Genomic DNA, 26,901 nt, shown 5'->3' on the forward strand with positions numbered 1-26,901 from the left:
GGGTGCTATGGCAATGCGCGCGGCTCGTGGTCTATCGGTCCTGATTCTTCTGTTTTTTGCCTTGGCCAATGTCTTAGCCTGGAGCGGTATCGCGCAAGCGACTGAGTCCCGACGAATAGCGACGACGGACAATTCCGATTATTTCGGCTTTGATCTCAGATCCGACCAGAACGTCACGCTCGACCAGTGCAAGACGACATGTCTGGGCGATCCAGCCTGCCGCGCCTTCACCTACAACAAAAAAGCCAAATGGTGCTTCCTCAAATCCGACTACAACCAGCTGAAATCGTTCAGCGGCGCGGTCGCCGGCAAGGTCGTCAACATCGATGGCGATCCCGATATCGGCGCGCCGCCTGAACTCGCCTTCTTCCCCAACTGGATGGCCGATCAGGCCCAGCAATACCGCAACAAGTTGCTCGGCCCGGCCTATGACAAACCGACCGAGGGCATGGCGGCCCTGATGAACGCCGCCGAACAGGCCGTGCTGACCGGCGATCATCGCTCCGCCATGCTGAAATACGAGGCCGCGGTCTCGGTGCTGCCCGACGATGGCCAGCTTTGGCTCAACCTGGCGCGTGAAACGCTGGCAGTGCAGCCCGCCGCCAACACCTCAGATGCCTCCACTTTGCCGGCAAACGGCACCTCTGCCGCTTTCAATGCCTACAAGTTGCTGCGCACCACCAAGACGCGCGCCGAAGTGCTCGCGCTGCTCGGCAACGGCCTCGACAAGCGCGACCTCTACCGGCCGGCCCTGCAGGCATATGAGTCAAGCCTTGCCTTGAACCCTTCGCCGGCCGTCCAGGCCGATTATGCCGATCTCAAAGCCCGCAAGGGTTTCCGCGTCATCGACCACACCGTCGATGCCGACACCAGCGCGCCGCGCATCTGCGCGCAGTTCTCCGAGGATCTGGTCAAGACCGGCGTCGACTATGCGCAGTTCGTCACCGTCGACAACGCGCCGCCCAAGGGCGTCGAGGCCAAGGACAAACAGATCTGCGTCGAAGGGCTGGAGCACGGCCAGCATTACGACGTCACCTTCCGCGCCGGCCTCCCGGCGGCCATTGGTGAAGTGACCGCGGCCCCCGTGGTGCTGTCGATCTATGTCCAGGACCGCGCACCGTCCGCCCGCTTCACCGGTGACAGCTTCGTACTGCCGGCCGGCGCGCGCCGCGGCATTCCGGTCGTCACCGTCAACATGAACGCCGCCGAGATGAAGCTCTATCGCATCGGCGACCGTTCGTTGGCGCAGCTTCTGTCGGGCTACCAGTTCCTGCACCAGCTCGACGGCTATGACATCTCCAACATTTCCGAGCAGATGGGCGCGCCGGTCTGGCAAGGCCAGCTCGACATCGCCAACGATCTCAACAAGGAGGTCACCACCTCCTTCCCGGTCGACGAAGCGCTGCCGCAGCGCAAGCCCGGCGTCTATGTGCTGACCGCCCAGGCCGTCAACGACAACAGCGACGACTATAATTCCATGGCCACGCAATGGTTCGTCGTCTCCGACATCGGCCTGTCGACTTATACCGGCCAGGACGGGCTCAATGTCTTTGCCCGTTCGCTGCGCAGTGCCAAGCCGATAGCAGGCGCCGAACTGACCCTGGTTGCCAGGAACAACGAGGTTCTCGGCACGGCGACATCGGATGCCGATGGCCACGCCGTCTTCAACCCCGGCCTGACGCGCGGCGACGGCGGCATGGTGCCGGCCGTGCTGATGGCCAAGCAGGGCGACGATGATTTCGTCTTCCTCGACATGGGCCGGGCCGGCTTCGACCTGTCCGACCGCGGCGTCACCGGGCGCGCGGCGCCAGGCGCGCTCGACGTCTATGCCTGGACCGAACGTGGTATTTACCGCGCTGGCGAGTATGTTCATGTCGCGGCCCTTGCCCGCGACGGCGCCGCCAAGGCGGTCGAAAACCTGCCGCTGACCTTCATCTTCTCGCGTCCAGACGGCGTCGAGGACCGCCGCATCGTCAGCGACGGCGCCTCTGCCGGCGGCCATGCCGTCGACCTGCCGCTCGAACCCAACGCCATGCGCGGCACCTGGTCGGTGTCGATCCATACCGATCCCAAGCAGGCGGCGGTGGCCAGCCAGATGTTCCTGGTCGAGGATTTCGTGCCGGATCGCATCGAATTCGACATGAAGGCCGACAAGCAGGAGATCGCGCAGGGCGAAACCGCCAACATCAACATTGACGGCCGCTTCCTCTACGGCGCGCCGGCGGCGGGCCTGGCGCTGGAAGGCGAGTTGACGCTGTCGACCTCGCGCGATTGGGACCGTTTCCAGGGCTTTTCCTTCGGCCTTGCCGACGAGCAGTCGGCGGAACCCACGGTCACCCCTTTCGCCGATCTGCCGGTGGTTGGCGATGACGGCAAGGTGACCTTCCCGGTCTCCGTCGAGCAGCTGCCCTCGACCACCAAGCTGGTCGACGCCAAGGTGACGGTCAGGATGCGTGAAACCGGCGGCCGTGCCATCGAACGTTCGCTCAACATCGGCATCCGCCCGCAAGGCCATATGATCGGCATCCGCCCTGACTTCGCCGACAATGAAGTGCCGCAAGGCGGCACGGCGAAGTTCAGCCTGATTGCCGTCGATCCCGACGGCAAGCGTGAGGCGCTGAAAGGCGCGCAATGGACGCTGGTCAAGGTCGAACGCAATTACCAGTGGTACCGCTCCAACAATTCCTGGAACTACGAGCCGGTCACCTTCACCAAGTCGATCGCCAACGGCCAGATCGACCTCAGCGCCGATGGCGATGCAACCGTCTCCGTGCCGGTCGACTGGGGCCAATACCGGCTCGAGGTTGAAACCGCCGATCCAGAAGGACCGGCGACCAGCTACGAGTTCGATGCCGGCTGGTATGTCTCGTCGACCACCACCGAAACGCCTGATGGCCTCGAGATCGCCCTCGACAAGGACAGCTATGCCGCCGGCGAAGTGGCCAAGCTGAAAGTGTCGCCGCATTTTGCCGGCGAACTTCTCATCAACATCGGTTCCGACAAGCTGTTGAAGACCGTCACGGCGTCAGTGCCCGCTGGCGGCAGCACCATCGATATTCCGGTCGGCGACGACTGGGGCGCCGGCGCCTATGTCACGGCAACCCTGTTCCGGCCGGGCGAGGCGCAGGAAACGCGCATGCCAGCCCGCGCTATCGGCGTGAAATGGCTGAAGGTCGATCCGGGCTCGAAGAAGCTCGCCATCACCCTGACGCCGCCGGACAAGACCATGCCGCGCCAGCAGCTGTCGATCCCGGTTTCCGTGGCCGGCGTGCAGGCGGGCAGCAATGCCTATGTCATGGTTGCCGCCGTCGATGTCGGCATCCTCAACCTGACCAACTACAAGGCGCCGGATCCGGAGAACTGGTTCTTCGGCCAGCGCATGCTGGGTATGGAAATCCGCGACATCTACGGTCGCCTGATCGACGGCTCGCTAGGCAACACCGGCAAGCTCAGGACCGGCGGCGACGGCGCCAACATGCAGGCGCAGGGCAGCCCGCCGACAGAAAAGCTGGTCGCCTTCTTCTCCGGTCCCGTCGAGCTTGACGCCGACGGCAAGGCACGGATCGACTTCGACATTCCGCAGTTCAACGGCACCGTGCGCGTCATGGCTGTCGCCTGGACCAAGGATGCGGTCGGCCATTCCCAGTCCGACGTCATCGTGCGCGATCCCGTCGTGATCACCGCCGGCCTGCCGCGCTTCCTGGCGCCTGGTGACGCCGCCGTCATGCGCCTCGATGTCGCCGACACCGATGGCCCCGCCGGCGACTATGCGCTGTCGATCGAAACGACGGGCGACCTGTCGACGGGCGACAAGCCCCTGCCCCAGAAGCTGACGCTCGCCCAGGGCAAGCGGCAGACACTGACCGTGCCGCTGATCGCACGGACGGCCGGCAATGCCTCGCTTACCATCAAGCTCGCCCATGCCGATGGCACCAAGGTCGAGCAGACGCTCTATGTGCCGGTGCGTCCGGCGCAATTGCCGGTCACCACCCGCCTGGTGGTCGACCTCAAAGGCAATGGCGGCGCGCTGCGCGTCGACAAGGAACTGCTGGCGGCAAGCCTGCTCGATGGCGCTTCCGTAAGCGTCGGCGTTACCCAAGCTGCCGCCTTCGACGTGCCGTCGCTGCTGATGACGCTCGACCGCTACCCCTATGGTTGCGCCGAGCAGACCACCAGCCGCGCCATGCCGCTTCTCTACGTCAATGAGCTGGCATCCGGCATCGGCATGGCCAGCGATCCCGATATCCACGGCCGCATCCAGGACGCCATCTACAAGGTTCTGAGCTACCAGGCCTCGGCCGGCAGCTTCGGCCTATGGGGTCCGGGCTCCGGCGATCTATGGCTCGATGCCTATGTCACCGACTTCCTGACCAGGGCGCGCGAGCAGAAATACGACGTGCCGAGCCTGGCCATGAACCAGGCGTTGAGCAATTTGCAGAACTCGCTCGGCTACGACCAGAGCGTACAGGACCGTGGCAGCGAGATTGCCTATGCCCTCTATGTGCTGGCCCGCAACAAGAAGGCCTCGATCGGCGATCTGCGCTACTACGCGGACACCCAGCTCGAAGCTTTCTCGAGCCCGATGGCCGTTGCCCAGCTGGCGGCGAGCCTGGCGCTCTACGGCGATACGCCGCGCGCCGAAGCGACGTTCAAGACCGCCCTGCAACTCGCCAAGTCGACCACCGACTACGACTACTACCGCTCCGACTACGGCTCGCGGCTGCGTGACGGTGCGTCGATGCTGGCGCTTGCGGCGGAATCGAAGCCGGTGCCGACGATCGTGCCGGAACTGATCAAGCTGGTGACTAGGGAACGCGCCGAAGCCCGCTGGACCAGCACCCAGGACGAATCCTGGATGCTGCTGGCGGCCCGCGCGCTGAAGGAAGGCAATGATTCGATCACGCTGGCCGTCAATGGCGCCGCGCACTCCGGCGGCTATTCCAATCAGGTCGACGGCAGTGACCTGATAGACAGCCCGCTGACCATCGCTAACACCGGCAAGACTCCGCTGCAGGCCGTCGTCACCGCCGTGGCGTCGCCGATCCAGCCCTTGCCGGCCGGCGGCGACGGCTTCACCATCGCTCGCACCTACTACAAGCTCGATGGCACCGAAGCCAATGTCACCGAGGCGACGCAGAACGAACGCTATGTCGTTGTGCTCAAGGTCAACGAGCAGAACAAATGGCCGTCGCGCCTGCTGATCACCGACCTGTTGCCAGCCGGCTTCGAGATCGACAACCCCGGCCTGGTCTCCAGCGCCCAGTTGACGAACTTCTCGTGGCTGGCGCAGACCGATGCGGCCCATCTCGAATTCCGCGACGACCGTTTCGTCGCGGCGTTCAACCCGGCCGACGGCGACCACGACCACAATTTGACCCTCGCCTATGTCGTGCGCGCGGTGACACCTGGCACCTATGCGCATCCGGCGGCAACGGTGGAAGACATGTACCGGCCGCAATATTCGGCCCGCACCGCCACCGGCATGATGGAGATCAAGGCGCCGTAAGGCGCCTTGGTGACGATCATGATTAGGACGATGGCGCTGCCCCTCATCCGCCTGCCGGCACCTTCTCCTCGTATAGAGACGGGGAGAAGGGTGCTGTCGCGATCGTCGGCACCCGTTCTGAAACGTGGCAAGTCGGCGAAAGCCTCAATGCAGGCCCCTTTCTCCCCGTCTCTATACGGGGAGAAATGCCCGGCAGGGCAATGAGGGCAGCGCCATGCTTTCAAGAAAACACCTCCGTCGCGCCGCCATTGCCGCAGCTTCCTGCACTGGCATTCTCGCTCTCTCTGCCGCTACTCTCTGGGAATTCGACCGCGCCTTCCCGCCCCCGCTGCCGGCCGAACTCACGGTCTCCACCGAAGTCCAGGACCGCGACGGCCAGCTGCTGCGCGCCTTCGCCACGCCGGACGGTTACTGGCGGCTGGAAACCCGGCTCGACCAGGTCGACATGCAATTCGTCGACATGCTGGTCACCTACGAGGACAAGCGTTTCTGGGATCATGAAGGCGTCGACGTGCTGGCGCTGGCCCGTGCTGCCGGCCAGTTCGCCACCAGCGGCCACATCGTCTCCGGCGGCTCGACCCTGTCGATGCAGCTTGCCCGGCTGATGGAGCCGCGCGAAAGCCGCAGCCTCGGCTCCAAGATCAAGCAGATGCTGCGCGCCATCCAAATCGAGCGGCGGCTGTCCAAGCGCGAGATCCTCGAGCGCTACCTGACGCTGGCCCCTTATGGCGGCAATCTGGAAGGCGTCCGCGCAGCGTCCCTCGCCTATTTCGGCAAGGAGCCGAAGCGGCTCACAGTCTCCGAGGCCGCCCTGCTCGTCGCTTTGCCGCAGCTGCCGGAAAAGCGCCGGCCCGACCGCAACCTGAAAATCGCCCACGCCGCCCGCGACCGGGTGCTGACCCGCATGGTGTCCTCCGGCCTGCTCGGCGAGCATGAGGCCGCACGCGCCGCCCTCGACGATGTGGCGGGCCTGCGCCGCACGCTGCCGACGCTCGCCGCGCACGCCGCCTATGCGATGCTGCCCAAGGCCGTCCCCGGCCAGCCCTTGCAGCTGACGATCCGCAAGAGCGTCCAGGAAGGGCTGGAGCAGGTGGCGAGGGATGCGGCCGCCAAGCTCGGGCCTCGCCTATCGGTCGCCATGGTGCTGGCCGACTCCCGCACCGGCGACATTCTCGGCGAAGTCGGCTCGGCCAATTTTTTCGACGCCAGCCGCTCCGGCTGGATCGACATGACCAAGATCGTCCGCTCGCCCGGATCGACGCTGAAGCCGTTCATCTACGGTCTTGCCTTCGAACAGGGGCTGGTGGCGCAGGAAACGCTGATCGATGACAGCCCTGTCGATTTCTCCGGCTACCGGCCGAAGAATTTCGACATGGGCTATCAGGGCGACGTCAGCATCCGGCAAGCGCTGCAACTGTCGCTCAACGTGCCGGCGATCCGCGTGCTCGACGCGGTCGGACCAACGCGCCTGATGGCGCGCTTCCGCCAGGCTGGCGTCGTCCCCGTGCTGCCGGTCAACGAGGCGCCGGGCCTGGCCATCGGCCTCGGTGGCGTCGGGATAACACTACGCGACCTCGTCCAGCTCTACACAGGGCTCGCGAATGGCGGCAAGACGCACACGCTGCATGACGGCACCGAGCCTGCCAATGCCGAGCGCACCACCGCCACCATTCTCGACGGTCAGGCCAACTGGCAGATCATCGACATTCTGTCGGGCGTCAAGCCGCCCGAGGGGGCCTCGCAGCGCGGCATCGCCTACAAGACCGGCACCTCCTACGGCTATCGCGACGCCTGGTCGGTCGGCTTCGACGGCCGCTATGTGCTGGGTGTCTGGGTCGGCCGCCCCGACGCCGGAGCGGTGCCGGGCCTGTCCGGCTATGTCTCGGCCGCTCCCATCCTCTTCGAGGGTTTTGTCCGCTCGGGCCTGGCCATCGTGCCGTTGCCGGGCAAGCCGCCCGGCGTGTTCAGCCCCAGGCGCGAGGATCTGCCGGTGACGCTCGCTCGCTTCGGTGCCGGGGCCGACGGCCTGGTGCAGGCAACAGTGACCGAACCCGCGCCGACAATCGTCTTCCCGCCCGACGGCGCCCGCGTCGATCTCGGCACCAGCTCTGCCGAGACCTCGCCGCTGGTGCTGAAGCTGCAAGGCGGCCGCGCGCCGTTCCGCTGGCTGGCCAACGGCAAACCGCTCGCCGGCATCGATCGTCGCCGCACCGCGACCTGGCAACCCGATGGCGCCGGCTATTCGACGCTGACCGTGATCGACGCCGCGGGACGCGCGGCGAGCGTGAAGGTTTTTGTCGAATAGACCGAGCCAAGCGATTCATCGAATTGGCTTTCCGGGCGCTCGGCAGATAGCAGGATACTCACCTATGCCTGTTCCGAGGCGCAATCGATCGTTGATAGCCTCAGCGCTGGCAGCAATGATTCTTGTCGTGGCAATCCCTCTACCCGCTTCGGCCGACACCCTGCCCGCCGGCTTCGTCCGGCTCGCCGATATCGACCCCTCGATCCGCCAGGACATCCGATACGCCGGATCGGACAATTTCCTGCATCGGAAGGTGATCGGCTATGACGCGCCGGCCTGCATCCTCACCGAGCAGGCGGCAGAGGCACTCAGCCGTGTCCAGAAGGCGATCGCCGTCAAAAGCCTGACGCTGGTCGTGTTCGACTGCTACCGCCCTGCCCGCGCCGTCGCCGACATGGGCGAATGGACGAGACAAGGCGGGCCACCCGATCCGCAATGGCATCCGAAGGTCCAGCGAGGCGATCTGATCGCCAAGGGCTATGTCGGAGAACAATCGACCCATTCGCGTGGTTCAACCGTCGACGTCGCCATCGCCCGGACGGATCGCAGGGCCAGCCCGAACCCAGCCTGTGGCGCAGTCAATGCCGATACGCTCGATTTCGGCACCGGTTTCGACTGCTTTGACCCGACGAGCGAAACCGCCCACCGCGGCCTCGCCGGTGAAGCAGTGTCAAACCGCAAGATGCTTGTCGACGCCATGCGCACCGGCGGTTTCAAGAACTATGCACGCGAATGGTGGCACTTCACGCTGGCGAACGAACCGTTCGCCAAGGAGCGTTTCGATTTTCCCATCACCGCCGATTGAGGCGCCGGACTAAATTCCACACGGCCTTGCCTCGGCACTGCTCATCTCTAAATAGGTTGGATGGCCGGCAGGATTTCTCCCGGAGACACAGGAGGAAAATATTTCTCCATGCCGCGAAGGATCGTCGACTATTTTCTCCAGAGGGGCAAAAAAGGCAACATTCAATGCATCTAATTTCTACCAATTCGGTAGATTTGCCGTGGGTTCAACGGAGGCAGAAATGACCAAACCTCATTTCAGGAAACTGCTCGGCGCACTGGTCGCCACATCTGTCCAGTTCGGCACGCTCGGTTTCGCGTTTGCCGACACCACCATTCTCAACGTGTCCTACGATCCGACACGCGAGCTCTACAGGGCCTATGACGAAGCCTTCGTCGCCCATTGGAAAGCCGAGACCGGCGAGACGGTCACCGTCCAGCAGTCGCATGGCGGATCGGGCGCCCAGGCCCGCGCCGTGATCGACGGCCTCGACGCCGACGTGGTGACACTGGCGCTCGAAGGCGACATCAACGCCATCGTCTCGAAATCGAAGAAGATCAACCCTGACTGGCGCACCGAATTCGAAAACAATTCAGCACCTTACACCTCGACCATCATCTTCCTTGTCCGCAAGGGCAATCCCAAGGGCATCCACGACTGGAGCGACCTCGTCAGGGACGGCGTCCAGGTGATCACGCCCAATCCCAAGACCTCCGGCGGCGCACGCTGGAACTATCTCGCCGCCTGGGCCTACGCCAACGCCCATGATGGCGGTGACGAGGCCAAGAACAAGGAATTCGTCGGCAAGCTTTACGCCAATGCCCCGGTGCTCGACACCGGCGCGCGCGGCTCGACCGTGACCTTCGCGCAAAAGGGCATCGGCGATGTGCTGATCGGCTGGGAAAACGATGCCTATCTGGCACTCGACGAATTCGGCGCCGACAATTTCGACATAGTCTACCCGCCGACATCGATCCTGGCCGAGCCGCCGGTGGCGATTGTCGACGCCAATGTCGACGCCAAGGGCACGCGCAAGGTCGCCGAAGCCTATCTGGGCTGGCTCTATTCCAAGGAAGCGCAGACGATCATCGCCAAGAACCACTATCGTCCGGCCAAGCCCGAACTTGTGGCGCCGGCGGATCTGCCCAAGACACCTGATATCAAGCTGATCTCCATCGACGATCCGCTTTTTGGCGGCTGGAAGAAGGCGCAGCCTTATCATTTCGGCGATGGTGGTATATTCGACCAGATCTACAAGCCGGCCCAGTGAGCTAAATCTAGATCAGGACGCTATGACCACAGCACCCGCGCAGGCGGGGTGGCGGTTCAGACAGCCGAGTGTCATTCCGGGTTTCGGATTGACGCTCGGCTTCTCGCTTGCCTACCTCACCCTCATCATCCTCATCCCGCTGTCCGGGCTGATCTGGCGCTCGGCCGCCCTTGGCTGGCCCGAGTTCTGGGCAATCGCAACCGACCGTCGCACCGTCAACGCGCTGGAAATCAGCTTCGGCACCGCCTTCATCGCGGCTGCCGTCAACGTCGTCTTCGGCACGCTCGTCGCCTGGGTGCTGGTGCGCTATCGCTTTCCCGGCCGCCGCATCGTCGATGCCATGGTCGACCTTCCCTTCGCCTTGCCGACGGCAGTAGCCGGCATTGCGCTGACCACGCTCTACGCGCCGAACGGCTGGATCGGCAAATTGCTGATGCCGCTTGGCATCAAGGTCGCCTACACGCCACTTGGCATCGTCATTGCGCTGGTCTTCATCGGCCTGCCCTTCGTCGTGCGCACGGTGCAGCCGATCATGGAGGAGATTGACAAGGAGGTGGAGGAAGCCGCCGCCACGCTTGGCGCCAGCCGCTTCCAGATCATCACCCGCATCCTGTTTCCGGGCCTGGCGCCGGCCATCATCACCGGCTTTTCGCTGGCCTTCGCGCGCGGCGTTGGCGAATACGGCTCGGTCATCTTCATCGCCGGCAATTTGCCTTACAAATCCGAGATCGCGCCGCTTCTGATCGTCATCCGCCTGGAGGAATACAATTATCCGGCAGCGACCGCGATCGCGGCGGTCATGCTGTTTTTGTCGTTCTTGATGCTTTTGATCGTCAATCTCGCACAGTCATGGAGTCGCAAGCGCTATGGCTGATCCCGAGATCAAATCCTACCAACCCTATCATGAGAGCCGCTCGGCGGCGGTGACCGAGAGCCGGCCGGCGCAAGCCATCCTGATGGCTTTCGTCTTCGCTTTCCTTGGCATCTTTCTGCTCCTGCCGCTGATCGTCCTCTTCCACGAGGCGCTGGCAAAAGGCGTCAGTGCCTATACGCAATCGCTGAGTGACGCCGACACGCGCTCGGCGATCCGGCTGACCCTGCTGGTGGCGGCGATTTCGGTGCCGCTCAACATCGTCTTCGGCATCTCCGCCGCCTGGGCGATTGCCAAGTTCGAGTTCAAGGGCAAGGCCTTCCTGACCACGCTGATCGACCTGCCTTTCTCGGTCTCGCCGGTCATATCGGGCCTTGTCTATGTGCTTTTGTTCGGCGCCCAGGGTCTGCTCGGCGGCTGGCTGAAAGCGCATGGCATCGTCATCCTGTTTGCCGTGCCGGGCATCGTGCTGGCCACCGTCTTTGTCACCTTTCCCTTCGTCGCCCGCGAGTTGATCCCGCTGATGCAGGAACAGGGCAATGGCGACGAGGAAGCAGCCCTTTCGCTTGGCGCGAATGGCTGGCAGACCTTCTGGTACGTGACCTTGCCCAATGTCAAATGGGGGCTGCTCTATGGCGTGCTTTTGTGCAATGCGCGGGCCATGGGCGAGTTCGGCGCGGTGTCGGTGGTGTCGGGCCACATACGCGGCCTGACCAACACAATGCCGCTGCATGTCGAAATCCTCTATAACGAGTACAACGCCGTCGGCGCCTTCGCCGTCGCTTCATTGCTTGCGGGCCTGGCGCTCGTGACGCTGGTCTTGAAAACAATTCTCGAGATGCGCTACGGCGCCGAGATCGCCGCCACGCGCGGACACTAGAGGGTTCAGTAGATGGAAGTCCGCGTTGCCAACGTGCGCAAGGAATTTGACCGGTTTCCGGCGCTTCACGACGTATCGCTCGACATCAAGTCGGGCGAGCTGATCGCGTTGCTGGGTCCGTCCGGGTCCGGCAAGACGACGCTGCTCAGGCTGATCGCAGGGCTGGAGCGGCCGACGCGGGGAAATATCTTCTTCGGCGACGAGGACGCCTCGCAAAAGTCGATCCAGGACCGCAATGTCGGCTTCGTCTTCCAGCACTATGCGCTGTTCCGGCACATGACGGTGGCCGACAATATCGGCTTCGGCCTGAAGGTCCGGCACGGGCCGTCGCGCCCGCCGGCGCAGGAGATCCGCCGCCGTGCCTCCGAGCTTCTCGATCTCGTCCAGCTTTCGGGCCTGGAGAAGCGCTATCCGGCACAGCTCTCCGGCGGCCAGCGCCAGCGCGTGGCACTGGCCCGCGCCATGGCCATCGAACCCAAGGTGCTGCTGCTCGACGAGCCGTTCGGCGCCCTCGATGCGCAGGTGCGCCGGGAGTTGCGCCGCTGGCTGCGCGAAATCCACGACGCCACCGGCCACACAACCGTCTTCGTCACCCACGACCAGGAAGAGGCACTGGAGCTTGCCGACCGCGTCGTGGTGATGAGCCAGGGCCGCATAGAGCAGGTCGGCACCGCCGACGACATCTACGACACGCCGAACTCGCCCTTCGTCTACGGCTTCATCGGTGAATCGAGCTCACTTCCCGTCAAGGTCGAAAATGGCGAGATCTGGCTCGCCGACCGCCCGATCGGGCTTGCCGCGCCCAACGAGCCCTCGGGCGATGCGACGCTTTACTTCCGCCCGCACGATGTCGAATTGCTGGACGGCTGCAGCGGCTGCATCGCCGGCACGGTCGCCGCCAGCCGTCGCGTCGCCGGCACGCGTCGCGTGGAACTCGAGATCGGTGGCGAGCGCCAGCGGGTCGAAATCGAACTGCCAGTCAATCACCCAGCGGCGCAGAAGAGCCGGGTGGCGTTCCGCCCCGGCCGCTGGAAGCTTTTCCCAGCTGCCTGATCCGAGATCGGGCCCTAATGCATGTCGCCCAAAGTGCGCCGCGGTTTTGGGATAACGACATGTGCAAAACCACGGTTTAAAGCGCGATGCGCTTCAAGCCAGCCAGTTTTCGACCTTCAGGTTCCTGATCCGGGTGAACTCTCCCGTGTTGGCGGTCACTAGCGTGGTGCCCAATGCACAGGCATGAGCGGCAATAAAAAGATCGTTGTGGCCAATGGTCTGGCCCGCGGCTTCAAGCTCGGCACGAAGAGCGCCGTATTCGACATCCACCGGCACATCGAGCGGCAGGATAGGAATCTCGGCCAGCAATTGCTCGACCTTCTTGAGCAACTTGGCCGATCCCTTTTTGGCGCAGCCATATCGCAATTCCGAGGCGACCACGATGCTGGTGCACACGGCGGCGTCTCCCTCGCGCACCATTGCACTCGCGGCCTTGCCAGCCGGGTTTCGGATCATGTCGCTGATAATGTTCGTATCCAGCATGAACCGCATCTAGAAAATGTCCTCCGATTTGACCGGCGTGTCGTCGATCTCGGGGAAGTCGTCCTCAGGAGCGAGCGGCGGCTCTTTCGCCCACTGGGCGAGCAGCGCGGTGAGGCCGGCTTTGCGGACCGGCTCGATGACCAAGCGATCGCCTTCACGGCTGATCAAGACCTTTTCGCCGGGAAGCTCGAACTCGACAGGAATGCGCACCGCCTGGCTGCGGTTGTTGCGAAACAGCTTTGCTTCTTTCGGCGGTGTCGTTGAATGGCGGTTCCGGGGCATGATCGCAACTCATTGTATATGCCATTTGTATATGTCAAAAAATGCTACGACGCAAGCATCGGAAAAACCAAGGCATAAGGGGACTCGACGTGGAACGAGATTCCAAGAATCGTCCATTTCGATGATACATTTTCTCACCGAAAGGTCACGCGGCTACAAGACGTGCCTCGTCGCGCGCCCTGCGCCGCAGCTATGGTTCGACCATAAACTCATTGCATCCGGAGCTGTTTTCATGAAGCGTTTTTTCCTGGGCGTCGCTACCGTCGCCGGCCTGCTCCTGGCATCCTCCCAAGCTTGGTCGGCCGACAAATTGCTCAACGCGTCCTATGATGTCGGTCGCGAACTATTCGTGCAGGTCAACAAGGCCTTCATCGCGCGGCATCCGGGCGTCACGGTCGACCAGTCGCATGCCGGCACTTCGGCGCAGGCGCGCGCCATCGCCGAAGGCCTTGGCGCCGATGTCGTCACCTTCAACCAGGTCACCGACATCGACTTCCTGGTCAAGAAGGGCCTCGTCTCGGGCGACTGGCAGAAGGATTTTCCCGACAACGCCTCCCCCTTCTATTCGCTGCCGTCCTTCCTGGTGCGCGCCGGCAACCCCAAGCACATCAAGGACTGGAACGATCTCGTGCGCGACGACGTGCAGGTGATCTTCCCCAACCCTAAAACATCAGGCAATGCGCGCTACACCTATCTGGCGGCCACCGCCTACGCCAAGGAAGCCTTCAAGGGCGACGACGCCAAGGTGAAGGAGTTCATCACCAAGCTGTTCAACAACGTGCCGATCTTCGACACCGGCGGCCGTGCCGCTACCACCACCTTCGTGCAGCGCGAGATCGGTGACGTGCTGATCACCTTCGAATCGGAGACGCGCGGCATCCGCAAGGAGTATGGCGACGACAAGTTCGAGCAGGTCACGCCCTCGGTCAGCCTGCTGGCCGAATTCCCGGTCGCGATCGTCGACAAGGTCGCCGACGAGCATGGCACGCGCGATCTGGCCAAGACCTATCTCGACTTCCTCTACACGCCGGAGGGCCAGGACATCCTCGCCCAGAACGGCACGCGGGTTCGCGATGCGGCAGTGGAAGCCAAATACAAAGCCCAGTTTCCCGATGTCCGCCTGCTGACGGTCGAAGATGTCTTTGGCGGCTGGGACAAGGTGCAGAAGGAGCATTTCGCCGCCGGCGGCCTGCTCGACCAGACCTACGGCAGCCGCTGACGGCAGCAACATCCAGAGCAGACGAAAAAGCCGGCGCTTTTGCCGGCTTTTTCGTTTTGTGCGCCGGCAACCCGGTTTTCAGCGGAATATCGGCAGCATCCGTGCAAAACGTTACAAAGAATCAACGCGTTTGTGCCTAACGTGCCATTCGGCGGCCTGTTTTCGCGAAATATCATCGCGCGGCGAAAACGTCATTATTTGCACACAAACAGTCGCCAGATGCGAATGGTTGGGGCTTCAATGGGTTGATCTGGGCATGCTGACAAAAAAAGGCAAATACGGCCTCAAGGCCCTCGTGCATCTGTCCGGCCTGCCGGTCGGCCAGTTGGCCTTCGTCAACGACATCGCGGTGGCCAACAACATCCCGAAGAAATTCCTCGATGCCATCCTGGGCGAGTTGCGCAATGCCGGCTTCGTCCAGAGCCGCAAGGGTAAGGAAGGCGGCTATCGCCTCGCCCGGCCGGCCTCCGAAATCAAGATCGGCCATGTCGTGCGCGTGCTTGACGGGCCGCTGGCGCCGATCCCCTGCGCCAGCCGCACGCAGTATCAGCGCTGTGACGACTGCGACGAGGCGACCTGCCAGGTCCGGCACATGATGCTCGAGGTGCGGCAGGCGATCGCCGAAGTGCTGGACAATCGCAGCCTCGCCGCCATGCGCGATGCCGACAATGACGATTTCCCGGTCGAACTGACGTCGCAGATCTAAACCACCGGCTGCCGCTCGCTATCGTAAGCTTGCGCGGCCCATGCCGACGCAGTAAAGCGGGGTCGAAGAACGGGCTGGACCGATGAGGCTGTGGTGGTTCGCGAAATCCCGCAAGGCCGCCCATAAGCTGCCATCGGCCGCAAGCTTTCGCACTGAAATCATCGCCGACATCTTCGTTCCGGAACGAGCCGAGGATGTGCGCTTCTTCAGCCGCAAGCCAGTTCACCCCGGCAGGCTTCGCCGCTTTTCGAACAGGGACCTTCGCGAAAGCCTGCTGTCCGTCTTCTATCTCATGGTGGCAGCGGCACTGCCGGTGCGCTGGTGGGCACCGATCTGCGGCCGCGTGTCGAGGTTTCGCCTGAAGCGCCATATGCGCAAGGAATTTCCCGCTTACGCTGCCGCCACGCGCGCTGTGCTTGGCGAAGGCATCGATGCGCGCCAGCTATTCGAGGGGTTGCTGGCGGCCCGCCATCGCCGCCGCCTGCAGCTCGCCGCGCATCTAGTGGCTGGCCGCTGGTCGCCGACGATCCGGCTGGAGGGGTTGGACGGGCTGCGGTCGGCTTTGCAGCGCGGCCACGGCGCCATCCTCTGGTGCGATCAATTCATCGCCCAGACCATCATCGGCAAGCGTGCTTTGTACGAGGCCGGTATCGAGGCGCATCAGGTGAGCGTCAACACCCACGGTATTTCCGAAAGCGCCTTCGGCCTGCGTTTCCTCAACCCGCCGCTGGTCAATGTCGAGAACCGGTTCCTGAAAAGCCGGGTCGCCTTTGATCGCGACGATGCCTATCAAGTCACCATCCGCATCCAGAAGATCCTGAAGCAGAATGGCGTGGTGACGATGACCAACACCGTCCATGCCGGCTCCACCTTCACGGAGGCCGCCATGGGCGAGACCGGCTGGACCCACCTCGCCTCGGCGCCGGCGAATTTCGCGGCCAGGGGCAGGACCGCCCTGTTTGCCATGTCGACCTTCGAAGTGGTTCCCTTCAGGCAATACCGGGCCGTGCTCAGCCCTGCGCTGGCGCCGGAGGCGTCCGTCACCCCGGCAACGGATACGATCAGGGCTGGAGCCAAGAACATGGCCGTGCAGGCACACTACATCCTGCTCAAGCGCGACCGCTTGCTGGAGGCGCTGAAGCTCTACCCCGAGCAGATGCTGAAATGGTCCCGTCGGCAGCGGCTGACCGAGGCTCAGGACAGCACCGGTATCGGCACTGATGATGAAGGTTCATGACCGGCGTAGCCGGTGGACGCCGGCAGCGACGAGTTCGCTGACCGAGCGGGTCGCATCGAGCGTCAAGGCCTTCTCATCCGCTGTCGGCGGCTCGAGGATGGCGAACTGGCTGTCGACGAGGCTTGCCGGCATGAAATGGCCCTTGCGGCTGCCGACACGCCGCCTGGCCGTGGCAGGGTCGATCTCCAGATAGAGGAAGACGATCTCCGGGCAGAAGCCGCTCAAGCGCGCGCGATAGCCGCGCTTCAGCGCCGAGCAGGCGGCAACCACGCCTTCGCCCTGCCCCACCGATCCCGCGATGCGCTCGCCGATCGCGTCAAGCCAACCTTCACGCAGTTGATCGGTGAGCGGCTCGCCGCTAGCCATGCGTGCGACGTTTTCCGGCGGGTGCAGCCTGTCGCCCTCGATAAAGGTAACGCCCAGCGCGGCCGCCAGTGCAATACCGACGGCCGACTTGCCGCAGCCGGCGACGCCCATCACCACGATGGCCGGAGGCATCGAGCCGGGAGCGCCCGTTGGCGCCTGTGCTGCCTTTTCGTCCATTGTCAGCGGCTTGCCGGCGCGCGGCCGTAGAGCAGCAGCATGGCGACGATGACGACGCCGTAGATGATCTGCCGCCCCGCTTCCGGCATCTGCATGACCGACAGGATGGATTGCAGCAGGGTGATCAGGATGACACCGGCGACGGTGCCGAGATACGAGCCGCGGCCGCCCAGGATCGAGGTGCCGCCAAGCACGACAGCCGCGATCGACGGCAACAGATAGGCATCACCCATCGACTGCGCCGCCTTGGAGGCATAGCCGGCGAGCAGCACGCCCCCGAAAGCGGAGAGACCGCCCGACGCCGCGAAGGCGATCATAACCACGCGTCGTGTGTCGATGCCGGAAAGATAGGCGGCGCGCTCGCGGTTGCCGATGCCGTAGACGGTGCGGCCGAAGCTGGTGCGGGTCAGCACGAACACCATTGCAGCGCCGATCAGCGCCCAGATGATGACGGCGTTGGGGACGCCCGGAATGCCAAAGCCGGTCGCCAGGTAGCGCATCGCGCCCGTCGCCGAATCCTGTGGCGAGAAGCCGCCGGTATAGACGACCATCAGCCCCTGCGCGACGGCGTTGGTGGCCAGCGTGATGATCATCGAGGGGATGCGCAGATAGGCGACGCCGATTCCGTTGACGATACCGATCAGCACACCGCAGAGAATGCCAAACGGGATCGCCAGCACCACCCCGGCCGGACCATAGGCGGCCGCCGCGCAGGCCATCATCGCGCCCGCCGCCACGCACCAGGGCACCGACAGGTCGATCTGGCCAAGCAGGATGACCAGCATCATGCCGGTGGCGATGACGCCGAGGAACGAGGCGACCTTGAGCTGCTGCAGCAGGTACTCCGGCGACAGGAAGCTGCGCGAATAAAGGCTGCCAAGACACAGCAACAGCGCAATGCAGGCAAAGGCGGTCAGCACCGCTGGATCGGCGCGGCGGATGAAGCTGGGCATGCGGCCGGCAATGCCGCCAAGCGTCGTTTCGCTCACAGGAACCACTCCAGCCGGTTGCGGACCCGAAACAGGGCGAAGGCGCCGAGGCTGACGGCGACCAGCAGGATAACGCCCTGGAACAGCGGCTGCCAGAGCGGATCGAAATCGAACACAAACAACAGGTCGCCGATGGTGCGGAAGGCGAGCGCGCCGAAGATCGCGCCGATGGCACTGCCCTTGCCGCCGAACAGCGAGACGCCACCGAGCACAACGGCGGCGATCGAAAACAGCGTGTAGGCATTGCCGCTGGCATAGGCCGCGTCGCCCGTATAGGTGAAGAAGGTCAGGAACAAGCCGCCGATCGCGGCCAGCAGCCCGGCTAGCGTGTAGGCGGCAAACTTGCCGCGCCGGATCGGCACGCCGGACATGTAGGCCGCCGTCTCCGACGACCCTGCCGCATAAGCGGCGCGGCCTAGCACCGAGCGGCTGAACGGCACCCAGATCACCAGCACGATTGCCAACAGCGCGACGAGGCTTGCCGGCACCACGCCGAACACGCGGCCCGTCAGCGCATCGGCCAGATCCTCATTGACCGAACCGCCCGGGAATGGCCGCAGCAACAGGCCGATGCCGTAATAGACGGCCCCTGTGGCAATGGTGGCGACGATCGGCTGCAGCCGTCCATAGATGACGATGGCGCCGTTGATGGCGCCGCAGAGCAGACCAACCGCCAGCACCGCGATGACGCCGAACGTCGTCTGCATCGGTGTGCCCACAACCAGCCAGGAGGCCAGACAGTTGGTGAGCAGGAAGATCATGCCGACGGAGAGATCAATGCCGGCGGTGATCACCACCAGCGTCTGCGCCATCGCGACGAAGGCGAGCAGAACGCCCTTGTTCGAGGCCGTCTGCACGACATTTGCGGTGAAGCCCGCCGGATGGTTAGACGTGTAGATGACGAACATGACAACGAAGATGCCGAGCGCCAGCAGCGTTCCGCGCTGCTCGGCAAGCCAGTAGCGCCAATCCTTCATGCGTCCGCTCCCAGGCTCACGGGGCTGTCCTCGCCATGGATGTTGAGCGCGCTCGATATCAGCGCCCGCTCGGTGATCTCGGCGCCGACCAGCTCGCGCTTGACTGCCCCGTCATAGAGCACCAGCACTCGGTCGCAGCAGCCGATCAACTCGTCATAGTCGGTCGAATAGAACAGGATCGCCGCCCCGGCATCCGCCAGCTTGCGCATCAGCTGGTAGAGCTCCTGCTTGGTGCCGACATCGATGCCACGTGTCGGATCGTTGAGCAGGATGATGCGCGGCTGGCGCATCATCCATTTGGCGATGACCACCTTCTGCTGATTGCCGCCCGAAAGTGCCGCGACCGGAATGTCGAGACCGGCCGTCTTGATCGCCAGAAGGCCGACCATATCGTCAATCAGCCGCTGCTCGGCGGCGCGGTCGATGATGCCGCCCTTGGACAGCCGGTCCAGCGCGGCGAAGGACAGGTTCTCGCGCACAGTCATCGGCAGCATCAGGCCTTCGGTCTTGCGGTCCTCCGGTATGAGCGCCATGCCGATGCCGTCCTTTCGGGCAGCAGAAGGACTGGCGATCGTCACCGGCTTGCCGTCGATCAGGATCTGGCCGCTGAGGCCCCGCAGCACGCCGAAGAAGGCGAGCAGCAATTCGCGCTGGCCTTGGCCGTCAAGGCCGCCGAGGCCGACCACCTCGCCTGCCCTGACGGTCAGCGAGATGTCGTGCAGCCGGTTAGTCCACGAGAGCTTGCGGGCTTCGAGCCTGGGGGCGGCGGTGGCAGGCACGGCCGCGGGCTTCGGCGGAAAGATGTGGCTGTACTCACGGCCGATCATCAGCTCGACCACTTCATTGTCGCTCTTCGAGCCGGCCGGATAGCTGGCGACGTTACGGCCATTGCGGAACACCGTGCACTGGTCGGCCAGCTCCGCGATCTCGTTCATGCGGTGCGAGATGTAGAGCAGCGACAACCCTTCCGAGCGCAGCCGCTTCAGCACCGAGAAGATCTTCGAGACGTCCGCCGCCGTCAGCGCCGACGTCGCCTCGTCGAGGATCAGGATGCGCGGCTTTCTGGCGAGCGCCTTGGCGATTTCCACCATCTGCCGCCGCGACAAGGGCAGGTCCTTGACCAGTGCCAGCGGATGAATATCGGCGGCACCAGCACGCGCCAGCGCCTCTTCCGCGATGCGGCGCTGCGCCTTGCGGTCGATCATGCCGAAGCGTTTGGGCGGATCGGAAATGACGATGTTGTCGGCGACGCTGAGTTCGGGAACCAGCGACAGCTCCTGGAAGATGCAGACGATGCCTGCCTGGTTGGCAGCAGCAGGCGAGGCGAAGGTCACCTCGCGGCCATCCAGCGTCATTCGGCCCTCGTCGGCCGCGACGACGCCGGCCATGACCTTGATCAGCGTTGATTTGCCGGCACCGTTTTCGCCAAGGATGGCGTGAATGCTGCCGGATGTGACCGAAAGCTCGGCGTTTTCCAGAGCTCGCACGCCACCATAGCGCTTGGATATGCCTTCCATACGAAAGAGCGGAACAGCAATGTCCATCGGCCCTCCCGGGGCGCTTTGATCACCAAGATATCGAACTCCCGGCGCAATGAGCAATCTCACGGCGCCGGGTGTGCGGCCTACTGGTTTTCCTTGGTCTGCCCCATGATTTCCTGTGCGGTGAAATTGATGCCGCAGGTCGGGAAAGAATTGCCGACGAAGAAATTGTCGGATTGGTCGGGGAAGAAATCCTGACCAGCCTTGAAGTTCGGATCCTCGACGACGGCAAGCGGCAGCTTGATTGACTGGGGGACGACATTGCCTTCAAGCGCTGCGATCGCCGTCTTGATGGCAACAGCCACCTGCGCCGGCCCGGTACCGGCCGACGAACATTTCAACCCGTCGGCTGCATGGGCCGCGCAGAACTTGCGGAAGCCGTTTTCGGTCTCGCCACCGAACGGCACGAACGGATGCTTGGCATCGATCATCGCCTGCACGATGCCGGTGTCGCCGCCCTGTCCAGTGACGCCGTCAAAGGGGCCGTTGGTGGCGATTGCGTCGGCCGAAGCCTTTTGCGCAACGCCGTCATCCCACTTGCCGACAACCTCCGTGACGGCCCATTTCTTGCCGGAGGCGTCGAGAGCCTCATGGATGCCATTGTGGCGGTCGGTGTCGACGGATGTTCCGGCAACGCCGCGCACTTCGAGGATCTTGCCGCCATTCGGCACATGCGAGACCAGCCATTTGCCCCACAGCTCGCCAAGACCTTTCTGGTCGACGTTGACGTTGATCGCGTCCTTGGTGTCGAGGATGTTGTCAAAAGCAACCAGCACGACGCCGGCTTCCTTGGCACGCTTGATCACCGGCCCGAAGGCAGTCGGGTTCTGCGCGTTGACGACGATCGCGTCATAGCCGGAATCTATGAAGTTGTTGATCGCCGAAATCTGCGCCGGCACGTCTTCGCCGGTCGAGACGACCTTGAATTCCTTCAGCTTCGCGGCGACGTCCTTCTGTGCCGCATAGGCTTTCGCGGTCTGCACCATCTGGATGCGCCACGTATTGGCAATATAGCCGTTGGCGAGCGCAATGCGGTATGGGCCCGCCTTTTTGGGGAACTTGAAGAACTGCGTATCCGCGGCCCAGGGTACGAAGCAATCCGGCTCCGCTGCCGGGCCTTTGACGACTTCAGGGCCCGCGGCAATTGCCGACGAGCTCAACATGACGAATGCAGTGGCGGCAACGATGCCACCAACAAGTGACTTGATCATCGATATTCCTCCCAGTTGCAGTTCTTGATTATGGTTTCGCTTTGCGAAGTTTTTGACGCGATGGGCCCGGCACCTCCTTGCCATGGCATACGCGTTTAGTCGCCCGTGACGGCCGACCTGGTTCCTCCCCTCGTCACCGCCAGCCGGGCGAAAACTATCATATTATCCATAATAAACAAGTTTTAGTTGTCGCTTATGTATAATAAACAGGCGCGACCCCGCTGCTCGTCCACCTGTTCAGAAGGAATGGTAGCGCTACCAAATTGGCGTGTAAACCGGCATTCGCACAGTCGCCTCTGTGTATTCAACGGGCGGTGCTCTCGCGGCGCTTGAGCTCGAAACCGAGATCGACGATCCGTTGCTCCGGCCTGTTGCCGGCGATCGCCGCCAGCGCCATGGCGACCGCGCGTCGGCCGATCTCATAGCGGTGGGTGCGGATGCTGGTGATCGACGGGAACGCCACCTGCATCATGTCGAGGTCGTTGAAACCGACGATGCCGATCGTCTTCGGCACCGCGATCGAGGCGCGATGACACTCGAACAACACGCCGAGCGCGATGTCGTCATTGTTGCAGAAGACACCGTCGAGTGTCGGCACCTTGGCCAGTGCGTCGCGGAACATTTCGCGACCGAGCGACACGCTGGATGGCACCGGCGTGGTGGTGACAAGGCGCGGGTCGAACAGGCCGGCGGCCTCCATCGCCGCGCGGTAGCCTGCCAGGCGCCGCTGCGAGCGCGGGTCCATGCGCGCGCCGATGAAGCCGATGCGGCGGTAGCCCGCTTCGATCAGATGTTCGGTTGCCGTCCTGCCGCCGTCGAGATGCGAGAAGCCGACCATCATGTCGACTGGATCGGGACCGGTCTCCATGACCTGCACCACAGGGCAGCCGGCGCTTTCCAGCAGCTTTCGCGAGACCGGTGTCTGGTCGATGCCGGCGACGATCAGCGCTGCCGGCCGCTGCGAGCCGAACACCTGCAGCAGCCGCTCTTCCTCGAGGCCGGAATAATGGGTGTTGCCGAGTTGGATGCGGAACGGGCTGTCCGACAAGCTGTCATAGATGCCGCGCACCACCTCCGCGAAGACGTTGTTGGTGAGCGACGGCACCAGAACGCCGAACACCTCGGCGCGCGCCGAAGCCAGCGCCCGCGCATTCGGGTCCGGCATATAGCCGAGTTCGTCGACGGCGGCCTGGATCTGGCGACGCAGCTCTTCCGAGACACGCTCCGGCTCGCGCAAGGCGCGCGACACTGTGATGGCGCCGACACCGGCCTTGCGCGCGACATCTGATATGGTCGGGCGGCCGCCGCCACGGCGTGAGCGTGGCTTGATCACGGACGCGCTCGCTCGGGAATGCACCTGGCAGGGCGCGGTCGCGATACGATCGTTTTTGCTGTCGCCATCCCACCGGCCCGCTTTGCCGCACCCACTCGCCTTCTGGCGTCGCGCGGCCTGTTGTCCTTGTCAAGCAACGGCAACAATCCTGCTCGCCTTCAAGCCATCACGGCGGTGCTGCGCCGTGCCTTCCAGAATAACAGTCCGATCGCCAGTATGTTCAGCAAATTCCAGGCGATGCCATTCAGAAACGCTGCGGCATAGGAACCGGTCAGGTCGTAGATCCAGCCCGACATCCAGCCACCGATCGCCATGCCGAAGATGGTCGCCATCATGACGATGCCGATACGCTGGCCAGCCTCTTTGGCGGGCATGTAATCGCGCACGATGATGGCGTAGCAAGGCACGATGCCGCCTTGCGACAGGCCGAACACCAGCGACACCACATAGAGCGAGGCAAGTCCGTCGAACGGGATGTAGAACAGCAGCGAAAGAGACTGCAGCACCGAACCGATCAGGAGCGTTTTCATGCCGCCGATGCGATCGGCAACAAAGCCCGACGCCAACCGGCTGACGACGCCGCCCGCCATCATGATCGACAGCATGTCGGCGCCATGCGCCACGCCGTAGCCGAGGTCCATGCAATAGGCGACGATGTGCACCTGCGGCATCGACATCGCCACGCAGCAGCCGAGGCCGGCGACAACCAGCAGCACCTGCAAGGCCGCCGGCGACAGCGAGATCGGCTGCACCGGCCGGCTTCCCGGCGAGCCGGCGGCGGCCGCCGCCGGGGCATCGCGCCGCAGCATCAGCACCAGCGGCACCATGGTCACCAGGCAGAAGATGCCGATGGCCGCATAGGTGAAGCGCCAGCCTTCTGCCTTCATCAGCGTCGGCATGATGGTCGGCCAGATCGCTCCGGCAAGGTAATTGCCGGCCGCGGCCGCGGTCACCGCGACACCGCGCCGGCGGTTGAACCAGTGCGAGATGTCGGCGATCAGCGGCCCGAAGATCACCGATGTGCCGACACCGATCAGCAACCCTTGGGCAAGGGTGAATTGCAGGATCGAGGTCGACAGCGCCGCGAGCAGAAGGCCGGCGGAGAGCCCAATCGAAGAGAGCAACGCCGGGATCCAGTAGCCCATTCGGTCGATAGCGCGCCCGATCAGCACGTTGCCGGCGGCAAAGCCGACCATGGTCGCGGTGTAGGGCATGGACGCGGCGGCGCGGTCGACACCGAACTCGGCCTGCACGGCGGGCAGCACCACGACAACCGCCCACATGCCGACGGCGCCGATCGTCGCCAGCAGCATCGAGATGGCAAGCCGCATCCAGGCATAGGAGCTGTCGATGCCGGGGCTCGGCCGGCTCAATTCGGTTCGGGTCAAGGGGTTTCCTGTCGGCGGTCTCGAAATGGGCTGCCGTTCTCGCCACTATCGGCGCATTCTCGGGCCGCAGCAGCGCCACAGCGGGCAAATCCGTGGCTCCAGACCTAAAGGCGAATGCAGGAACCGATGCCAATATGCGGAGTTTCCCAACAAGCAAACCGGCGAAGGAGTCCACCATGACCGCCACCAAGGAAAAATGGTCGGCCAACGTGACCGAGCACAGCGACGCGTTGGATCTCGAGGACCACGTCTTCGAATCCGACGACGCCAAGAAGATCGCTGCCTCGCTCAAGCGATCTGCCGAACACAGCCACCGGCGCAAGGCCGAGCCGTTCCAGTCAGCCATGTCGATGCTCAACTTCTACATCAACCGCGCCGGCAAGAACCTACCTGCAGCGCGCAGGCAAGTGCTCGAGGACGCCAAGGACGAGCTGCGCACCGCCTTCGGGCGTGAGAAAGACGATTAGCTGCGATCGATAAGTCTACCGGGCGCGGATGACGCCGTCTGTATTGGCGAGCAGTTTTCGCACCGCGTTGCGCGCCGCATCCGGGCGTTGCAGCCGAATGTTCTTCTCGATCGCCTCGTGCAGCTTCTGCGCATGATTGAGATCATCGATTTCCCGCGTCGTATAGGCAAAGAGATGATCGAAGGCGGATTCGATGAGCACGCCGAGCGGCACCAGAAGGTCGTTGCCCGAGGCGCGCAGGATAGCGAGGTGAAAACGGGTGTCGGCGCGGGTACGCTCCTGCAGGCTGGTTGCCGCGCCCATCTCCCGGCACGCCTGGCTGATCTCGGCCATCTGTTCGTCGGTGCGCCGCATGGCGGCAAAGGCGGTCGCTTCCGGCTCGATGATGTGGCGGAACTCCTGCACGGTCTTCAAAAACACTTCGCGATCCGGCGACGTCGCGTACCAGGCCAGCACGTCGCGGTCGAGCAGGTTCCATCGCTCCTTCGGCTCGACCCAGCTGCCGATCTTGGGACGTGAGGCCAAGAGGCTCTTGGCCATCAGCATCTTGATGGCTTCGCGCACCGCCGAGCGGCTCACGCTGAAGGTCTCCGACCATTTCGCTTCGTTGGGCAGGATGGTGCCGGGCGGATAATCGCCGCGCACGATCCTGAGGCCGATCTCGCTGGCCAGAGAGGCATGGACGCTCGACCCTGGAATGCGCGCCGCATCAGGTCGGCGAGCGCCGGCGGGACGCTCGGTGGAGGCCGCTTTCGACGGCGATTTTTCCTTGTTCGGCTTCGCGTCCCGCATAGGCTCCAGAAAGTCCGGATTGAGGGTGCTGTCAAGCGCGGCAAGCGGCTTGGGCCGCAAAGCCGGCCGCTGTGCACAGATCAGCCCGGATGCTCCCGCGGCTCAGGCCTGCTTGACGTATTTGCGCCAGCTGTGCTCCGGGCGGAAACCGAGCACGTCACGCGCCTTGCGATTGGAGAGCAGCGTCTCGTATTCGCCGAGTTCGGCCTTGACCGGCACGCCGGGATAGAACCGCTTCAAGAGTTCGGCGGTCGGCAGGTCGGACGATGTGTCGTCATTGGCGGCATTGAACACCTGATAGCCGAGGCCATCCTTCTCGATGGCGCGCAACGTGATCTGGCCGAGGTCGCGCGCATCGACATAGCTCCAGGCGATGCGCTTGCGGAAACCAGGATCGGCGAACCATTTCGGAAACAGCGAATATTCATGCGGCTCGATGACGTTGCCGATGCGCAGGGCATAGATGTCGGTGCCGTTGCGCTGCGCAAAGGCGCGAGCTGTCTTCTCGTTGACGACCTTGGACAGGGCATAGCTGTCCATCGGATCGACATCGTACTCCTCGTCGAGCGGGAAATATTGGGGATCGCGCGGCTCGTTGGCGAACACCAGCCCATAGGTCGTCTCGCTGGAGGCGATGATAACTTTGCGGATGCCGAGCTTCACCGCCGCCTCGATGACATTGTAGGTGCCGAGCGCATTGATGCGGAATACCTCGTTGTCGGTGGTGATCATGATGCGCGGAATGGCGGCGAAATGGACCACGGCATCGACCGGCTGGGGGCGCAGCGATGGGTCGAATTCATGCAGGCCCATGTAGCTCGATAGCGCGTTGAACACCTGTCCGCTGTCGGTGATGTCGGTGATCAGCGTGCGCACTTTGGGGTTGTCGAGCGGCTTGGTGTCGATGTTGAGCACCTGACAGCCTTGCTCCACCAGATACTGCACGACATGGCGTCCGGCCTTGCCGCTGCCGCCGGTGAACATGATCCGCTTCGCCATTTTGCTCTCCACATCCTCTGGGATTTATGTGTATTGTCAGACAATATCGCGATCCGCAACCATTT

At 63.6% G+C, this 26,901-nt stretch carries 22 protein-coding genes; 11 read left to right on the forward strand and 11 right to left on the reverse strand.

What is annotated here, in order from left to right; genetic code table 11:
• Window positions 1-7: 7 nt before the first annotated feature.
• The 7 genes from NKG99_RS06715 to NKG99_RS06745 all read left to right on the forward strand — a co-directional run bounded on the left by NKG99_RS06715 (window position 8) and on the right by NKG99_RS06745 (window position 12,669).
• Window positions 8-5,506, forward strand: coding sequence for an alpha-2-macroglobulin family protein (locus tag NKG99_RS06715; protein WP_352865530.1), 5,499 nt, complete (start codon window positions 8-10; stop codon window positions 5,504-5,506).
• Window positions 5,507-5,720: 214 nt separating this feature from the next.
• Window positions 5,721-7,811 (forward strand): penicillin-binding protein 1C, encoded by a 2,091-nt coding sequence (pbpC, locus tag NKG99_RS06720; RefSeq protein ID WP_352865532.1) that lies wholly within the window; start codon window positions 5,721-5,723, stop codon window positions 7,809-7,811.
• A 127-nt stretch (window positions 7,812-7,938) separates the two neighbouring features.
• On the forward strand, window positions 7,939-8,616 hold the full coding sequence (locus NKG99_RS06725; RefSeq protein WP_352865534.1) for a M15 family metallopeptidase: 678 nt from the start codon (window positions 7,939-7,941) through the stop codon (window positions 8,614-8,616).
• A gap of 220 nt (window positions 8,617-8,836) precedes the next feature.
• Entirely contained in the window at window positions 8,837-9,865 is a 1,029-nt protein-coding gene (locus tag NKG99_RS06730) for a sulfate ABC transporter substrate-binding protein (protein WP_352865536.1), read from the forward strand.
• 22 nt (window positions 9,866-9,887) lie between these two features.
• Window positions 9,888-10,739, forward strand: coding sequence for a sulfate ABC transporter permease subunit CysT (gene cysT / locus NKG99_RS06735; RefSeq protein ID WP_352865538.1), 852 nt, complete (start codon window positions 9,888-9,890; stop codon window positions 10,737-10,739).
• A complete protein-coding gene (cysW, locus tag NKG99_RS06740; protein ID WP_352865541.1) occupies window positions 10,732-11,616 on the forward strand; it encodes a sulfate ABC transporter permease subunit CysW in 885 nt (294 codons plus the stop codon). Before cysT ends, cysW begins: the two co-directional genes overlap by 8 nt.
• Window positions 11,617-11,628: 12 nt before the next feature.
• Window positions 11,629-12,669 (forward strand): sulfate/molybdate ABC transporter ATP-binding protein, encoded by a 1,041-nt coding sequence (locus NKG99_RS06745; RefSeq protein WP_352865544.1) that lies wholly within the window; start codon window positions 11,629-11,631, stop codon window positions 12,667-12,669.
• A gap of 93 nt (window positions 12,670-12,762) precedes the next feature.
• On the opposite strand, the gene NKG99_RS06750 is transcribed toward NKG99_RS06745, so the two are convergent.
• Both NKG99_RS06750 and NKG99_RS06755 read right to left on the reverse strand, forming a co-directional pair.
• A complete protein-coding gene (locus tag NKG99_RS06750; RefSeq protein WP_352865545.1) occupies window positions 12,763-13,161 on the reverse strand; it encodes a type II toxin-antitoxin system VapC family toxin in 399 nt (132 codons plus the stop codon).
• Complete coding sequence (locus NKG99_RS06755) at window positions 13,162-13,434, reverse strand: antitoxin (protein ID WP_352865548.1); 273 nt, start codon at window positions 13,432-13,434, stop codon at window positions 13,162-13,164.
• A 232-nt stretch (window positions 13,435-13,666) separates the two neighbouring features.
• On the opposite strand from NKG99_RS06755, the gene NKG99_RS06760 reads away from it, so the two are divergent.
• From NKG99_RS06760 to NKG99_RS06770, 3 genes are all read left to right on the forward strand, one after another.
• Window positions 13,667-14,653 carry a sulfate ABC transporter substrate-binding protein gene (locus NKG99_RS06760; RefSeq protein WP_352865550.1) on the forward strand — a complete coding sequence of 329 codons (987 nt, stop codon included), beginning with the start codon at window positions 13,667-13,669 and terminating at the stop codon, window positions 14,651-14,653.
• 256 nt (window positions 14,654-14,909) lie between these two features.
• Window positions 14,910-15,359 (forward strand): RrF2 family transcriptional regulator, encoded by a 450-nt coding sequence (locus tag NKG99_RS06765; protein WP_136622569.1) that lies wholly within the window; start codon window positions 14,910-14,912, stop codon window positions 15,357-15,359.
• Window positions 15,360-15,441: 82 nt separating this feature from the next.
• Entirely contained in the window at window positions 15,442-16,596 is a 1,155-nt protein-coding gene (locus NKG99_RS06770; protein WP_352865552.1) for a hypothetical protein, read from the forward strand.
• Here NKG99_RS06770 and NKG99_RS06775 read toward each other — a convergent pair.
• The 7 genes from NKG99_RS06775 to NKG99_RS06805 all read right to left on the reverse strand — a co-directional run bounded on the left by NKG99_RS06775 (window position 16,591) and on the right by NKG99_RS06805 (window position 24,578).
• A complete protein-coding gene (locus NKG99_RS06775) occupies window positions 16,591-17,139 on the reverse strand; it encodes a gluconokinase (protein ID WP_352865555.1) in 549 nt (182 codons plus the stop codon). The two genes, NKG99_RS06770 and NKG99_RS06775, sit on opposite strands and share 6 nt — an antisense overlap.
• Before the next feature lie 2 nt (window positions 17,140-17,141).
• Complete coding sequence (locus tag NKG99_RS06780) at window positions 17,142-18,128, reverse strand: ABC transporter permease (RefSeq protein ID WP_352865556.1); 987 nt, start codon at window positions 18,126-18,128, stop codon at window positions 17,142-17,144.
• A complete protein-coding gene (locus tag NKG99_RS06785) occupies window positions 18,125-19,105 on the reverse strand; it encodes an ABC transporter permease (protein WP_352865558.1) in 981 nt (326 codons plus the stop codon). The genes NKG99_RS06780 and NKG99_RS06785 overlap by 4 nt, the downstream gene beginning before the upstream one ends.
• Complete coding sequence (locus NKG99_RS06790; protein WP_352865560.1) at window positions 19,102-20,649, reverse strand: sugar ABC transporter ATP-binding protein; 1,548 nt, start codon at window positions 20,647-20,649, stop codon at window positions 19,102-19,104. The genes NKG99_RS06785 and NKG99_RS06790 overlap by 4 nt, the downstream gene beginning before the upstream one ends.
• An 80-nt stretch (window positions 20,650-20,729) precedes the next feature.
• A complete protein-coding gene (locus NKG99_RS06795) occupies window positions 20,730-21,857 on the reverse strand; it encodes a sugar ABC transporter substrate-binding protein (protein ID WP_352865561.1) in 1,128 nt (375 codons plus the stop codon).
• A 304-nt stretch (window positions 21,858-22,161) separates the two neighbouring features.
• On the reverse strand, window positions 22,162-23,190 hold the full coding sequence (gene gntR, locus NKG99_RS06800) for an HTH-type transcriptional regulator GntR (protein WP_352865563.1): 1,029 nt from the start codon (window positions 23,188-23,190) through the stop codon (window positions 22,162-22,164).
• Between the two features lie 158 nt (window positions 23,191-23,348).
• Entirely contained in the window at window positions 23,349-24,578 is a 1,230-nt protein-coding gene (locus NKG99_RS06805) for an MFS transporter (RefSeq protein WP_352865564.1), read from the reverse strand.
• Between the two features lie 176 nt (window positions 24,579-24,754).
• Here NKG99_RS06805 and NKG99_RS06810 point away from each other — a divergent pair, with 176 nt between their 5' ends.
• Entirely contained in the window at window positions 24,755-25,045 is a 291-nt protein-coding gene (locus NKG99_RS06810; RefSeq protein ID WP_352865567.1) for a DUF3175 domain-containing protein, read from the forward strand.
• Between the two features lie 15 nt (window positions 25,046-25,060).
• On the opposite strand, the gene NKG99_RS06815 is transcribed toward NKG99_RS06810, so the two are convergent.
• Both NKG99_RS06815 and NKG99_RS06820 read right to left on the reverse strand, forming a co-directional pair.
• Window positions 25,061-25,837 carry a FadR/GntR family transcriptional regulator gene (locus tag NKG99_RS06815; RefSeq protein ID WP_352865568.1) on the reverse strand — a complete coding sequence of 259 codons (777 nt, stop codon included), beginning with the start codon at window positions 25,835-25,837 and terminating at the stop codon, window positions 25,061-25,063.
• A gap of 102 nt (window positions 25,838-25,939) precedes the next feature.
• Window positions 25,940-26,836 (reverse strand): NAD-dependent epimerase/dehydratase family protein, encoded by an 897-nt coding sequence (locus NKG99_RS06820; protein ID WP_352865570.1) that lies wholly within the window; start codon window positions 26,834-26,836, stop codon window positions 25,940-25,942.
• Between the last annotated feature and the right edge of the window lie 65 nt (window positions 26,837-26,901).

The organism is Mesorhizobium sp. M1409, from assembly GCF_040317535.1.
Taxonomy (GTDB): Bacteria; Pseudomonadota; Alphaproteobacteria; order Rhizobiales; family Rhizobiaceae; genus Mesorhizobium.